Genomic DNA, 13,442 nt, shown 5'->3' with positions numbered 1-13,442 from the left:
ATATCCGCCGATCAATGGCGGAAGTGGCGCACGCCGGTAAAGACCATCGCGACATTGTGCTCGTTGGCCGCGTCGATGACCTCCTGATCGCGCATCGAGCCGCCTGGCTGGATGACCGCCGTGGCGCCTGCGGCAATCGCCGAAAGCAGACCGTCCGCGAAAGGCAGGAAGGCTTCGGAGGCGACGGCAGAACCGCGGGTCAGCGGCTCGGCAAGCCCTATGGCCTTGGCGGCTTCCTCGGCCTTGATGGCAGCGATCCGGGCTGAATCGACACGGCTCATCTGTCCCGCGCCGATACCCGCCGTCTGGCCGTCCTTGGCGTAAACAACGGCATTCGACTTCACATGCTTGGCGACGCGGAAGGCAAACTTCATGTCTTCCAGCTCCTGTGCCGTAGGCGCACGCTTGGTGACAACCTTGAGCTCCATATCCTCGACCAATGCGTTGTCGCGGTTCTGGACCAGCAGGCCGCCGGAAACGGTCTTTGCGGTCAGGCCGGCAGCGCGCGGATCGGGCAGGGCGCCGACCGAAAGCAGGCGAAGGTTCGGCTTGCGAGCGATGATCGCCTTGGCTTCCTCGGTGACGTCGGGCGCAATGATGACTTCGGTGAAGAGCTTGACGATCTCCTCGGCGGTTTCCGCATCGAGCAGGCTGTTCAGCGCGATGATGCCGCCGAAGGCCGAGACGGAATCGCAGGCAAGAGCCCGCTTATAGGCCTCCACGAGGCTCGGGCCGGTGGCAACGCCGCAGGGGTTGGCGTGCTTGATGATCGAGCAGGCCGGCCCGTTTTCCGGGAGGAACTCGGCAACGAGTTCATAAGCCGCATCGGTATCGTTGATGTTGTTGTACGAAAGCTGTTTGCCCTGGAGCAGCGTTGCCGTGGAAACGCCCGGGCGATTTTCGCCTGTCACGTAGAAGGCGGCCTTCTGGTGCGGGTTTTCGCCGTAGCGCATCTCCTCGCGCAGGACGCCGCCGATGACGCGGTGGCGCGGCGCGGCGATATCGAGCGCTTCGGCAAACCAGTTGGAGATCATCGCATCATAGGCAGCCGTGCGGGCAAAGGCCTTGGCGGCCATGCGCTTGCGGAAATCGTAGCTCGTCTGTCCGGCATCGGCAGACAGTTGGGCCAGCAGCTCGGCATAATCAGCGGGATCCGTGAGTGTCGTCACATAGGCATGGTTCTTGGCCGAAGCGCGGATCATCGCCGGGCCGCCGATATCGATATTCTCGACCGTCGTCGGGTAATCGCCGCCGGCCTTGCGAACGTCCTCGAAGGGGTAGAGGTTGATAACGGCAAGGTCGATGGCCTCGATGCCGTGCTCCTTCATAGCCGCCTGATGCTCGGCATCGTCGCGGATGGCGAGCAGGCCGCCATGTACCTTCGGATGCAGCGTCTTGACCCGGCCGTCCATGATCTCCGGAAAATCCGTCACTTCGGATACGTCGGTGACGGCAAGGCCAGCCGCGGCAATCGCCTTATGCGTGCCGCCTGTCGACAGCAGGCGCACGCCCTGTTCGCTGAGCGCGCGCGCCAACTCGACGATGCCGGTCTTGTCGAAGACGGACAGAAGCGCGGTTTTTACCTTCACCTTGTCGGGAGCGGGGATTTTCTTGGAAACGACGGCCATGGGCTTTCTCCGGTCTAGCATAGGGAGATGACACGTCCGGCGGAAATGGCGCGGGACGATGATGCCGCCCCGTTAGCATAGCTGACGCGCTTAGCCTATGGCCGATGGGACAAAAACCAGCGGATTTCCGGCTTTTCGGTAATCCGGAAGACGATCTCGAGCTGATCGGAAGAGCGCATGCCCGAGGGATCGGCAAAGAAGATATCTTCTGCCACCAGCACCTCGTTGCCGGGCGAGGAGAAGACCCAGGTCTCGCCATCGGGCGCGATCAGCAGGGCAGAATCCGTCTCGGTCTGCAGCAGGCTGATGGAGGGATGGATATGGAAGCGCGCCGAGGCGATGCCGTCGCCCTTCGGCGCCTGCTTCCTGCCCTCCGGCACGAAGAAGCGGTCGCGGCCGGCCAGGATAGTGCCTTTGGCGTTGAGGCTCAGCTCGCGCTCGTGAACATAGCCGAAAGTCGAGAGATAACCGTCATGCGCGGCTCTGACATAGTCGCGCCCGTCCTCGGTCTCGGCGCGCTCGATGATAACCTTCTTCACGCCGCCGACCATGATCGGCCCCAAATGCTTGGATTTGGAGAACTGAGACGACGACGTGTCGTTGAGCGCGACGGCCGAATGCGCAGCGGTCGCCCGCGCGGCCTGCACGTAGCGGTCGCCGGCAAATTCCGGCGATCCGGAATTGATGATGAAGCGCGTCTTGCCCGACGACATTTCGAAGGAGAGACAGCCCGCATGCGCCGTGCGGCTTAGATCGGCCGAGGCAGGAGCGCCGGCATCGATGATGACGACGGCCTGGCCGGCGGCCAACCGGTGATATTTCGTGTGCGGCAGCGCCTTGAAGATCTGCCCCGCCGTTTCGTCGTAGCGCAGCACAGACATGAGTTCATTGGCAAGCGTCGATGTTGCGCCGTTGAAAAGTGCCAGATCGCCATCCTGATGCCGGAAGAAGCGCAGCGCGGGATACATGCGATCGATGCCGGGAATGAGCCGTATCGGCACGTCGTGGCCGAGATTGACGTAGGTCTGACGCAGAGGCAGCAGATCGAGCAGCAGCTCCAGCGATACCCTCGGATTGCGGGAGATGTGGCCGCCGTCTGCCAAGATTTGCCGGTCGATTTCACGATCGAGCGCCTGACCCGCCCGCTTCACCGCTAAGGCACCGTTCGGCATGGCAACCGACGACATCGCAAGCGCGATGCGCACACGAAAACGGGTCGTGCCATCCCGCGCCGACGACGCCATCCGGCGCAAAAAGCGGACATGGAGCACAAGCACGCGCATAAAACGGCGATAGAAGCCGCTATCCGTGCCGTGCAGAAGCACGGGTGAATGCGACAGGAGAGCAATGAGCCGCTGTGCGGCGATATCGGGTGCCCAGGCAAGCCCATGAAGACGGCGACCGTGAACGGCAATCCAATCCGTGAGGACGGAGCGCGCCATGGCCGAGGCCTGGTCGCTCTTCTCAGCGCGCAGATGCCGCAGCCAGCGAAAATTGTGCAGCCGCGCCGCAAACGCCCGTGACGGCAGCTCTAGCGAGAAAGGGGAGGCGCCTTGCGTTTCGAGAACCCTGCCGGCCAGCAGGATGCGGCCGTTCAAAAGTTCCTCGACAAAAAAAGGATCGATGCTACGGAGATCCGTCGGCGCCACGATGAGGCGTTCCGGCACACGCATCGTGTGGCGGGTGAGACGCAATCGCGTCAACGCCGCGCGGCGAGACATCCGCCGCCATGCTTCCCGCATGTATGAACTCACAAAACCCTGCCGCAGACCTGCATATTTGCTTCTGCTTACTCTCATTACCCGTAGTTAAAAAGAGGTTACAAATATACCAATTAAGAACAGGTTACCGTCTTTTGACCTATTCCCGAAAGCCTGTGGAAACCACGACTATCGCGATTCCGCTGTTCTTCGAATCGCGAAAGCACTCTCTCTTCTTGTTTCGCACGCATTCCGGCCGGAAAACCGCGGCGCACTTTTCCTGGAAATACTCTATGAAAGGCGCCGAAGAACGACTGCGTAGAAGCCGTCCAGGCCGGAGGCAAAACCATCGGCAAGCGTCAGCATGTCAGGCGTGGTGCGGAAGGCACCGAGCGGTGAAATCGCCGCTTCGAGGCCCGGCCAGTCGCCCGCCGCGATCGGAACCCGCTCGACGCTGTCGGTATCGGCAAGAAGACGAGCAACGAGATCTTCGCCCTCCTCTGGATCGAGCGAGCAGTTGGAGAAGACCACGAGGCCGCCGGGCTTGACCAACGTCAGGGCGTGACGAAGCAGCCGCTCCTGCAGGCCGGCAAGCTTGGCGATATCCTCCAGGCCCTTGGTCCAGAGCACATCGGGATGGCGGCGCGTGGTCCCGGTCGAGGAGCAGGGCGCATCGAGAAGAGCGGCATCGAATAGTTCGTCGGGCCGATATTTACTCATGTCGGCGACGACGGTTTCAGCCTCGAAACCGAGGCGCGCCAGATTGCCGGACAATCTTTTCAGCCGGTTGGCAGACTGGTCGAGAGCCGTGACCTTGGCGCCTGCGAGAATGAGCTGCGCCGTTTTGCCGCCAGGGGCCGCACAGAGATCGACGACCCGCTTGTCGGCCAGCGGGCCGAAGAGCTTAGCCGGAATGCTGGCAGCTGCATCCTGCACCCACCATTCGCCTTCACCGAAACCCTCGAGCGATGGGATGGATCCCTCGAAGGCGGCGAGCCGCACCCCACCGGTCGGCAGAACCACGCCGTTGAGCCGTTTCGCCCAGCCTTCCGCGTCGGATTTTACTGTAAGATCGATTGCCGCTGGCTCGAGCTGCGTCTGGGAAATTTTGAGCGCGGCCGAAGCGCCATAGGCGGCCTCCAGGCGGGTGAGAAACCAGGCCGGCATCGCGGGCACGCGCGCGACCTGCTCGAGAATGTCCTGCTTCTCCCTGCCAATGCGGCGGAGAATGGCATTGACCAGCTTGGCAAAGCGGCGATTGCGGGGATCGCGGTTGGCCTGCTCGACGGCAAGATCGACGGCAGAATGGTCAGGCACATCGAGATACAGCATCTGTGCGGCACCAACGACAAGTACATGATGGAGCGCGCGAGCGCCTTCCGGCAGCGGCGAATCGAGCAGGGACGATATCGTCGCCTCGATACGCGGCAGATGCCGCAGCGCGCTGTTGAGGATGGCGCGCACGAGCGCCCGGTCGCTTTCGCCAAGCGCCTTGTAGGCAGGGTTGCCGCCTTCAGCATCCAGCATGCCGTCGAGCGGCGTCTTGCGATCGATGACGGCGGCAAGGATCTTCGTCGCAGCGGCGCGCGCCGCAAAACCTGGCTTCGCCGGCGCCGAATCATGCAATCTGGAATCAGTCGGCCTCTTGCCGGATCTCTTTCCGTCTTTGTTGAAAGCTTTGTTTTTCGTGTCAGAACTCAAGACCAGGGACCCTTCGGCGGTTGCGAACCACCGCGACCCGTATTCGGCACGGAGCGCGATTTCCGCTCCGGATTAGCAGTCAAGACCGGTCCCGTCGAGCCAAAGCCCGCAGATGGCGCCATGGGCGAGGCGCTGCCACCGCCATAACGAGCCATGTCATGCAGCGCCGCGATGCGGTTTTCCGTGTTCGGATGGGTCGAGAACAGATTGTCCATGCGTTCACCCGACAGCGGATTGATAATGAACATATGCGCCGTTGCTGGATGGCCCTCGGCCTCTTCATTCGGAATATGCTCCGCACCGCGGGCGATCTTGCCGAGCGCCGAGGCCAGCCAAAGCGGGTTGCCGCAAATTTCTGCGCCGCGGCGGTCGGCGGAGTATTCGCGCGTGCGGCTGATCGCCATCTGCACCAGCATCGCCGCCAGAGGCGCGACGATCATCGCCACCAAGACGCCAACCATGCCGAGCGGATTGTTGTTGTCGCGGCGACCACCGAAGAAGAAGGCGAAATTGCCGAGCATGGATATGGCGCCGGCAAGCGTCGCCGTAATCGTCATGGTCAGCGTGTCGCGGTTCTGCACATGGGCCAGCTCGTGCGCCATCACGCCGGCCACCTCCTCTGGCGTCAACGCATGTAGCAGACCGGTGGAAGCAGCTACGGCGGCATTTTCCGGATTGCGGCCCGTCGCGAAAGCATTCGGCTGTGGGCTGTCGTAGAGATAGACCTTCGGCATCGGCAGGCCGGCATTGCGAGCGAGATCGCGGACGATACGGTAGAATTCCGGAGCGCTGCGCTCATCCACCTCCTGCGCACCATAGGTGGAAAGCACCATTCGGTCCGAATTCCAGTAGGAAAAGAAATTCATGCCGGCAGCGACGACAAATGCGATCAACATGCCAGACTGACCGCCGATCAGATAGCCAACACCCATGAAAAGGGCGGTCATGAAGGCGAGCAGCATCGCGGTGCGCATGAGATTCATCGAGGGGTCTCCAACACATATGTCGCCCAAACCTTTTTCTTTGTGGCCGGACGCATTATGATTTGGCTATTCCTCCCCTCATTTCAATATTTCGGAGGTCATGCGAGACCATGCAAACAGCAGATAACGACAATAAAATCGAAACCGAAGCCGGTGAAATCATCCGCAAGCCGCTTTCCCCTGCCGCCAAACGCGCCCTTGCCGAAGCCGAGGAGCGCCGCCAGGCGCAGGCCCAAGCCGACCTGCCCCCCGAAACCGGCGGCCGCGGCGGCGCAGACCCCGCCCGCTTCGGCGACTGGGAAATCAATGGCAGAGCGATCGATTTTTAAGAGGTAACGGCCGAAAAATCTCATGCCAGACGCATTTTAGATGCGCGATCCAGAGGTGAGCAGTAAGTGCTCGAACTTCCGAAAATACTTTAAAAAGGCGCCGCACCCATCGACACGGCGCCTTGAAACATCAAGCAGCATCCGCCCTGTTCTGGCGGTTGGCGATGAGGTCATCGACGACAGCCGGATCGGCGAGCGTCGAGGTATCACCGAGCGCGCCGAAATCGTCCTCGGCGATCTTGCGCAGGATGCGCCGCATGATCTTGCCGGAGCGGGTTTTCGGCAGGCCGGGCGTGAACTGGATCTTGTCCGGCGAGGCGATCGGGCCGATTTCGGCGCGAACGTGTTTCACCAGCTCCTGCCGCAGCGCATCCGAACCTTCCTGGCCGACCATCAGCGTCACATAGCAATAGATGCCCTGGCCCTTGATCGAATGCGGATAGCCGACGACAGCCGCCTCCGACACTTGGCTGTGCGAAACAAGCGCCGATTCGACTTCAGCTGTACCGAGACGGTGGCCCGATACATTGAGCACGTCGTCGACGCGGCCGGTGATCCAGTAATAGCCATCCTCATCGCGACGGCAGCCGTCGCCGGTGAAGTACTTGCCCTTGTAGGTGGAAAAGTAGGTCTGGATGAAGCGCTCGTGGTCGCCATAGACCGTGCGCATCTGGCCCGGCCAGCTGTCGGCGATGACGAGATTGCCGTCGGTGGCGCCTTCCAGCACGTTGCCTTCATTGTCCACCAACTGCGGCTGCACGCCAAAGAAGGGCAGGGTCGCTGAGCCAGGCTTCAGATCCGTCGCGCCCGGAAGCGGCGTGATCATGTGACCGCCGGTTTCCGTCTGCCACCAGGTATCGACGATCGGGCAGCGGCTGTCGCCGACCACCTTGTAATACCATTCCCATGCTTCCGGATTAATCGGTTCGCCGACCGTACCGAGCAGGCGCAGGCTGGAGCGCGAGGCGCGCTTGACGAAATGATCGCCGGCACCCATCAGCGAGCGGATCGCCGTCGGCGCTGTGTAGAAGATATTGACCTTGTGCTTGTCGATGACATCCCAGAAGCGGCCCTGATCCGGGTAGTTCGGCACGCCTTCGAACATCAGCGAGGTGGCAGCATTCGCGAGCGGCCCATAGACGATGTAGGAGTGGCCAGTGACCCAGCCGACATCGGCCGTGCACCAGTAGATATCGCCGGGGTGATAGTCGAATGTATACTCATGCGTCATCGCCGCATAGACGAGATAGCCGGCCGTGGTATGCAGCACGCCCTTCGGCTTGCCGGTCGAACCGGAAGTGTAGAGGATGAAGAGCGGATCTTCGGCCTTCATCTTTGCCGGCGGACAATTCGGCTTCGCCTTGGCGGTTTCCTCGTGATACCAGAGATCGCGGCCGGCTTCCCAGGCGATCTTGCCGCCGGTGCGGCGCACGACGAGAACATTCTTGACGGCAACCTTCTGCTTGGCGGCGATCTGGATCGCCGTGTCGGTGTTGTCCTTCAGGGGAACGGATTTACCACCGCGAACGCCTTCGTCGCAGGTGATGACGAAGGTGGATTCGCAATCGACGATGCGGCCGCCCAGCGCTTCGGGCGAAAAGCCGCCGAAGACGACGGAATGCACCGCGCCGATGCGGGCGCAGGCGAGCATGGCATAGGCCGCTTCCGGGATCATCGGCATGTAGATGGTGACGCGATCACCCTTCTTGACGCCGTGCTTCTTCAGGACGTTCGCCAGCCGGCAGACCTGGTCGTAGAGCTCGTTGTAGGTGACCTTCTTGTCGATATACGGATTGTCGCCTTCCCAGATGAAGGCAACCCGATCGCCATGCTTCTTCAGATGACGGTCGATGCAATTGTAGGAGACGTTCGTCACGCCATCCTCGAACCATTTGATCGAGACCCTGCCGATAAACGACGTGTTCTTCACCTTGGTGTAGGGCTTGAACCAGTCGATACGCTTGCCATGCTTGCCCCAGAATTTGTCGGGATCCTCGACGCTCTGCTGATACCATTTCTGGTACTTCGCCTCATCGATCAAGGCATGTTCCTTGACCGATTTCGTCACGGGATGAATCTTTTCCGACATAGTCTCCTCCTTGAAATCCTTACACCCCGACCTGCGATTATCGGTGCGCTTTGCGTGCAATCAATAGCAGGTCAAACTACGACAGCAATTGGACAAAGTGCATTTCATACGCAAAGAATTGCAATTCCGCGACACTATCGCTATATAGAGCCGTATTTCCCGGACATTGTGGTGTTACACCCCGGACCGCGACACCGGCGCGGACTGACAGAAGGACTATATCCATGGCTCAACAATTGCTCATGCCGAAGGCAACTGCCATCTGGCTTGTCGACAATACAGCCTTGTCATTCGACCAGATCGCGCAGTTCTGCAAGCTGCATCCGCTCGAAGTGAAGGCCATTGCCGATGGCGAAGCAGCGCAGGGCATCAAGGGCCTCGACCCGATCTCGACCGGCCAGCTGACCCGTGACGAAATCGCCCGTGCCGAAGCCAACCCAAACCACAAGCTGAAGCTTTCCGAGCCGAAGGTTCGCGTGCCGGAATCCAAGCGCCGCGGCCCGCGCTACACGCCGGTCTCCAAGCGTCAGGACCGTCCGAACGCCATCCTGTGGCTGGTGCGCAACCATCCGGAACTGAAGGATGCGCAGATTTCCCGTCTCGTCGGCACCACCAAGTCGACCATCGAGCAGATCCGTGACCGCACGCACTGGAACTCGGCCAACTTGGCGCCGATGGATCCGGTAACGCTCGGCCTCTGCAGCCAGATCGACCTCGACATGGAAGTCGAAAAGGCCGCCAAGGGCCGTCCGCTGCCGACCGCTGCCGAACTCGGCGCGACGCTGCAACCTGCTCAGGAAACCGAGAAGCTCGGCTTCAGCTATGAGCGTGACGAGCCGAAGGAAAAGGAAATCGATGCGGACGCCGTTTTCGCCAAGCTCAAGTCGCTGAAGTCGACCACGCGCGACGACGAGGACGACGACCAGTTCTAAGATCCGGTCGATCTTCACGAATTTCAAAGCCCTGGTTTCCGACCGGGGCTTTTTGTTTTGACCTCGCCTATCTGGCTCCGAAGATCGCCGAGCCGACGCGAACGCTTGTCGCGCCGAAGGCGACGGCGATTTCATAGTCGCTCGACATGCCCATAGAGAGCTTCTCGACACCCGCTTGCTGAGCAAGCTTGGCGAGCAGGGCAAAATGCGGCCCCGGATTTTCGTCCGCCGGCGGAATGCACATCAGACCCTCGATCGAAAGCCCGAGCTCGTTGCGGCACAAATCGACGAAAGCGACCGTATCGTCAGGGGTAATGCCGGCCTTTTGCGACTCCAGACCGGTATTGACCTGCACATAGAGCCTGACGGCCTTGTCCTGCCGCTTCATTTCATCGGCGAGGGCGCGCGCGATCTTCTCCCGGTCAACAGTCTCGATGACGTCGAACAGCGCCACAGCATCGGCCGCCTTGTTCGACTGCAGCGGCCCGATCAGATGCAGCTCGATCCCGGGCGTTTCAGCCTTCAACTCCGGCCACTTGCCCTGGCTCTCCTGCACACGGTTTTCGCCGAACACGCGCTGACCGGCCGAAATCGCCGGCCGGATCTGATTGGCATCGAAGGTCTTGGACACGGCAACAAGCTGCACGGAACCGGCTTTTCGGCCGGCCTGGCGTTCAGCCGCCGCGATATGAGAACGGACTTCGTTCAGGCGCTCTTGAAGTTCCATCTTTTCGCCTCGATATTTCGCTTGCTTCTCAAACTTTGCAGTAATGAGGCTCGCAGGCTTTGCCAAGGGCGAATGCGCCTGAATCCGGCTTTGCTTTGCAAGATTGGGCACTTGCTGCACCCGCTAAACTTGACGCTTGGGTGGTTTCGTGGTGAAGGTCACGCCTGACTCCCCATGATTTTCCGGAATACAAGATCAGATGACTATCGAACGTTATAATCCGCGCGACGCCGAGCCCCGTTGGCAGCAGAAATGGAACGAAGACAAGGTCTTCGTTACCGACAACGCCGATCCGCGTGAGAAATACTACGTTCTAGAGATGTTTCCCTATCCTTCGGGCCGCATCCATATGGGCCACGTGCGCAACTACGCCATGGGCGATGTCGTTGCCCGCTATAAACGCGCCCGCGGCTATAATGTGCTGCATCCGATGGGCTGGGACGCCTTCGGCATGCCGGCGGAAAACGCCGCCCGTGACAATAAGGTGCATCCGAAAGAGTGGACCTACCAGAACATCGCTTCGATGCGGACGCAGCTGAAGGCCATGGGCCTGTCGCTCGACTGGAGCCGCGAATTCGCGACCTGCGACGTCGATTACTATCATCGCCAGCAGATGCTTTTCATCGACATGATGGAGAAGGGCCTGGTCTACCGCAAGAAGTCCAAGGTCAACTGGGACCCGGTCGACAACACCGTTCTCGCCAACGAGCAGGTCATCGACGGGCGCGGCTGGCGTTCCGGCGCTCTCGTCGAGCAGCGCGAACTGACGCAGTGGTTCTTCAAGATCACCGAGTTCAGCCAGGAACTGCTTGACGCCCTGGATACGCTGGACCATTGGCCAGAAAAAGTGCGGCTGATGCAGAAGAACTGGATCGGCCGCTCCGAGGGTCTGACTGTTCGCTGGGAAATCGTGCCGGAAACCGCTCCCAATAGCGATCGCGAGATCACAGTCTATACGACCCGTCCCGACACGCTGTTCGGCGCATCCTTCCTGGCGATCTCGGCCGACCATCCGCTTGCCAAGGAAGCTGCAGCCAAGGATCCAGCCATCGAAGCCTTCTGCGAGGAATGCCGCCGCGCCGGCACTTCGGTGGCTGCCCTGGAGACCGCCGAGAAAAGGGGCATGGACACCGGTATTCGCGTCCGCCATCCCTTCGACACGTCCTGGGAGCTGCCTGTTTACATCGCCAATTTTGTGTTGATGGACTATGGCACAGGCGCCATCTTCGGCTGCCCGTCCGGCGACCAGCGCGACCTGGATTTCGCCCGCAAATACGACCTGCCAGTCGTGCCCGTCGTCATGCCGAAGGACGGCGATGCCGCAAGCTTCTGCATCGGCGACGTCGCCTATGACGGTGACGGCATCATGATCAACTCCCGTTTCCTCGACGGCATGAGCATCGAAGAAGCCTTCGAGACTGTGGCCACGAAGTTGTCGGACACGAGCCTCGGCAATGCACCACAGGCCGAGCGCAAGGTGAATTTCCGCCTGCGCGACTGGGGCATTTCCCGTCAGCGCTATTGGGGCTGCCCGATCCCAGTCATCCATTGCGACGATTGCGGCGTGCTGCCGGTGCCGAAGAAGGATTTGCCGGTCAAGCTGCCGGACGACGTCACCTTCGACCAGCCGGGTAATCCGCTTGATCGCCACGCCACCTGGCGTCATGTCGCCTGCCCGCAATGCGGCAAGGATGCCCGCCGTGAAACGGACACGATGGATACCTTCGTTGATTCGAGTTGGTATTTCGCCCGCTTCACCGCGCCTTGGGAAAACCAGCCGACGGATCAGGCCGCGGCCAACCACTGGCTGCCCGTCGACCAGTATATCGGCGGCATCGAGCACGCGATCCTGCACCTGCTCTATTCACGCTTCTTCACCCGCGCCATGCGGGAAACCGGCCATCTCGATGTGAAGGAGCCCTTCAAGGGACTGTTCACCCAGGGCATGGTGGTGCATGAAACCTATAGCCGCAGCAATGGCTTGACACGCGAATGGGTGTCGCCGGCCGATATCCGCATCGAGGAATTGGACGGCCAGCGCCGCGCCACGTTGCTGTCGAATGGCGAGGACATCACCATCGGCTCGATCGAGAAGATGTCGAAGTCGAAGAAGAATGTCGTCGATCCCGATGATATCATCGCGTCTTATGGTGCCGATACGGCGCGCTTCTTCGTGCTTTCCGATTCGCCGCCCGATCGCGACGTCATCTGGTCCGAAGCCGGTGTCGAAGGCGCGCATCGTTTCACGCAGCGCATGTGGCGCCTCGTCTCCGAGGCAGCCGACGCTCTGAAATCGGCCGAATCGACTCCGGCTAAGGAAGGTGAAGCACTGGCGATTTCGCAGATCGCACATCGCACGCTGAAGGCGGTTCAGGGTGACTATGACAAGCTCGCCTTCAACAAGGCCGTGGCGCGCATCTACGAATTCGTCAATGCGCTGGCGGCGCCACTGAGCAAGGTGGCGGCAGGTCAGGCCGATGCCACCTACCGCTCCGCTGTCCGCGAAGCCGTCGAGATCCTCATTGCGCTGGTTGCTCCGATCACGCCGCATCTGGCCGAGGAATGCTCGGCGGTGCTCGGCAATAGCAATATGATCGCCACCAGCTCGTGGCCGGTCTATGACGAGGCCCTCGTCATAGAAAACGAGATCGTCTATCCCGTTCAGATCAACGGCAAGAAGCGAGCTGAATTGACAATCGCGCGCGATGCAGATCAGAATGCGGTGCAACAGGCCGTGCTCGCCCTGGATGCTGTCAAAAGCGCATTGAATGATCAGGCGCCAAAGAAGATCATCGTCGTTCCACAGAGGATCGTGAACATTGTCGTCTGATAGTCTTTTCAAGTTCGCCCGCATAGCCGGCGTCGCGTCTCTGGCGGCTGTTGCCGGTCTTCTGTCTTCCTGCCAGGTCAAGCCGCTCTATGCCATCAGCACTGGCGTGACACAGAAGCTGTCGGAGGTCTCCTTCTCCGATGCCGGCTCGCGTGTCGGACAGGAAGTTCGCAACCAGCTGATCTTTATCGCCGGGCGCGGTGGCGGCGAGACAAAGACACCGAGGTACACTGTCGATCTGAGCGCCGGTTCAAGTGTAGCCGGGGTCCTCTATCTCCCATCATCCGATACGTCGGGAGCTGGCCGCACGACTGTTACAGCCTCCTTCGTACTCAAGGAGGCCGGCACCGGTAAGGTGCTGAAATCTGGCAGCCGTTCTGTGACCTCGCTCATCGATTTCCCAACACAGGAATTCGGCAAGTATCGCGCAATCCTCAACTCGGAAGATCGTGCTGCCCGCGAAGTTGCCCAGATGGTGGCTGCCGACATCGCTGCTGCACTCAGCCGCTGAATAAGAGCCCGG

General features: G+C 60.7%; 10 protein-coding genes. 4 read left to right on the top strand and 6 right to left on the bottom strand.

Annotated elements, in window-relative coordinates:
• Window positions 1–11: 11 nt before the first annotated feature.
• The 4 genes from purH to htpX form a co-directional block, all read right to left on the bottom strand.
• A complete protein-coding gene (gene purH, locus QD409_RS12360; RefSeq protein ID WP_430762837.1) occupies window positions 12–1,628 on the bottom strand; it encodes a bifunctional phosphoribosylaminoimidazolecarboxamide formyltransferase/IMP cyclohydrolase in 1,617 nt (538 codons plus the stop codon).
• 95 nt (window positions 1,629–1,723) lie between these two features.
• Complete coding sequence (locus QD409_RS12355; protein ID WP_092846452.1) at window positions 1,724–3,427, bottom strand: heparinase II/III family protein; 1,704 nt, start codon at window positions 3,425–3,427, stop codon at window positions 1,724–1,726.
• Window positions 3,428–3,619: 192 nt separating this feature from the next.
• On the bottom strand, window positions 3,620–5,035 hold the full coding sequence (locus QD409_RS12350; protein WP_430762897.1) for an RsmB/NOP family class I SAM-dependent RNA methyltransferase: 1,416 nt from the start codon (window positions 5,033–5,035) through the stop codon (window positions 3,620–3,622).
• Entirely contained in the window at window positions 5,026–6,012 is a 987-nt protein-coding gene (gene htpX, locus QD409_RS12345; protein WP_430762836.1) for a zinc metalloprotease HtpX, read from the bottom strand. The genes QD409_RS12350 and htpX overlap by 10 nt, the downstream gene beginning before the upstream one ends.
• A gap of 110 nt (window positions 6,013–6,122) precedes the next feature.
• On the opposite strand from htpX, the gene QD409_RS12340 reads away from it, so the two are divergent.
• Window positions 6,123–6,341, top strand: coding sequence for a DUF1674 domain-containing protein (locus QD409_RS12340; RefSeq protein ID WP_430762835.1), 219 nt, complete (start codon window positions 6,123–6,125; stop codon window positions 6,339–6,341).
• Window positions 6,342–6,471: 130 nt separating this feature from the next.
• On the opposite strand, the gene acs is transcribed toward QD409_RS12340, so the two are convergent.
• Window positions 6,472–8,430 carry an acetate--CoA ligase gene (acs, locus tag QD409_RS12335; protein ID WP_430762834.1) on the bottom strand — a complete coding sequence of 653 codons (1,959 nt, stop codon included), beginning with the start codon at window positions 8,428–8,430 and terminating at the stop codon, window positions 6,472–6,474.
• A gap of 224 nt (window positions 8,431–8,654) precedes the next feature.
• On the opposite strand from acs, the gene QD409_RS12330 reads away from it, so the two are divergent.
• Complete coding sequence (locus QD409_RS12330; RefSeq protein WP_092846462.1) at window positions 8,655–9,362, top strand: DUF1013 domain-containing protein; 708 nt, start codon at window positions 8,655–8,657, stop codon at window positions 9,360–9,362.
• Between the two features lie 67 nt (window positions 9,363–9,429).
• Here QD409_RS12330 and QD409_RS12325 read toward each other — a convergent pair whose 3' ends face one another.
• The gene (locus QD409_RS12325; protein WP_430762833.1) at window positions 9,430–10,089 is read right to left on the bottom strand and encodes a YggS family pyridoxal phosphate-dependent enzyme; all 660 of its coding nucleotides are present in this window, start codon (window positions 10,087–10,089) and stop codon (window positions 9,430–9,432) included.
• Window positions 10,090–10,288: 199 nt separating this feature from the next.
• Here QD409_RS12325 and leuS point away from each other — a divergent pair, with 199 nt between their 5' ends.
• Together leuS and QD409_RS12315 are read left to right on the top strand one after the other, a co-directional pair.
• Complete coding sequence (gene leuS, locus QD409_RS12320) at window positions 10,289–12,919, top strand: leucine--tRNA ligase (RefSeq protein ID WP_430762832.1); 2,631 nt, start codon at window positions 10,289–10,291, stop codon at window positions 12,917–12,919.
• Window positions 12,909–13,430: a hypothetical protein gene (locus tag QD409_RS12315; protein ID WP_430762831.1), complete on the top strand. Its 522-nt coding sequence runs from the start codon at window positions 12,909–12,911 to the stop codon at window positions 13,428–13,430. The genes leuS and QD409_RS12315 overlap by 11 nt, the downstream gene beginning before the upstream one ends.
• The last annotated feature ends 12 nt before the right edge of the window (window positions 13,431–13,442 follow it).

The organism is Rhizobium sp. BR 315 (assembly GCF_050577975.1).
In the GTDB taxonomy this organism is placed as follows: domain Bacteria; phylum Pseudomonadota; class Alphaproteobacteria; order Rhizobiales; family Rhizobiaceae; genus Rhizobium; species Rhizobium miluonense.
Note: the sequence above shows the minus strand (reverse complement) of the source record. Positions and strands in the feature narration are given on the sequence as shown.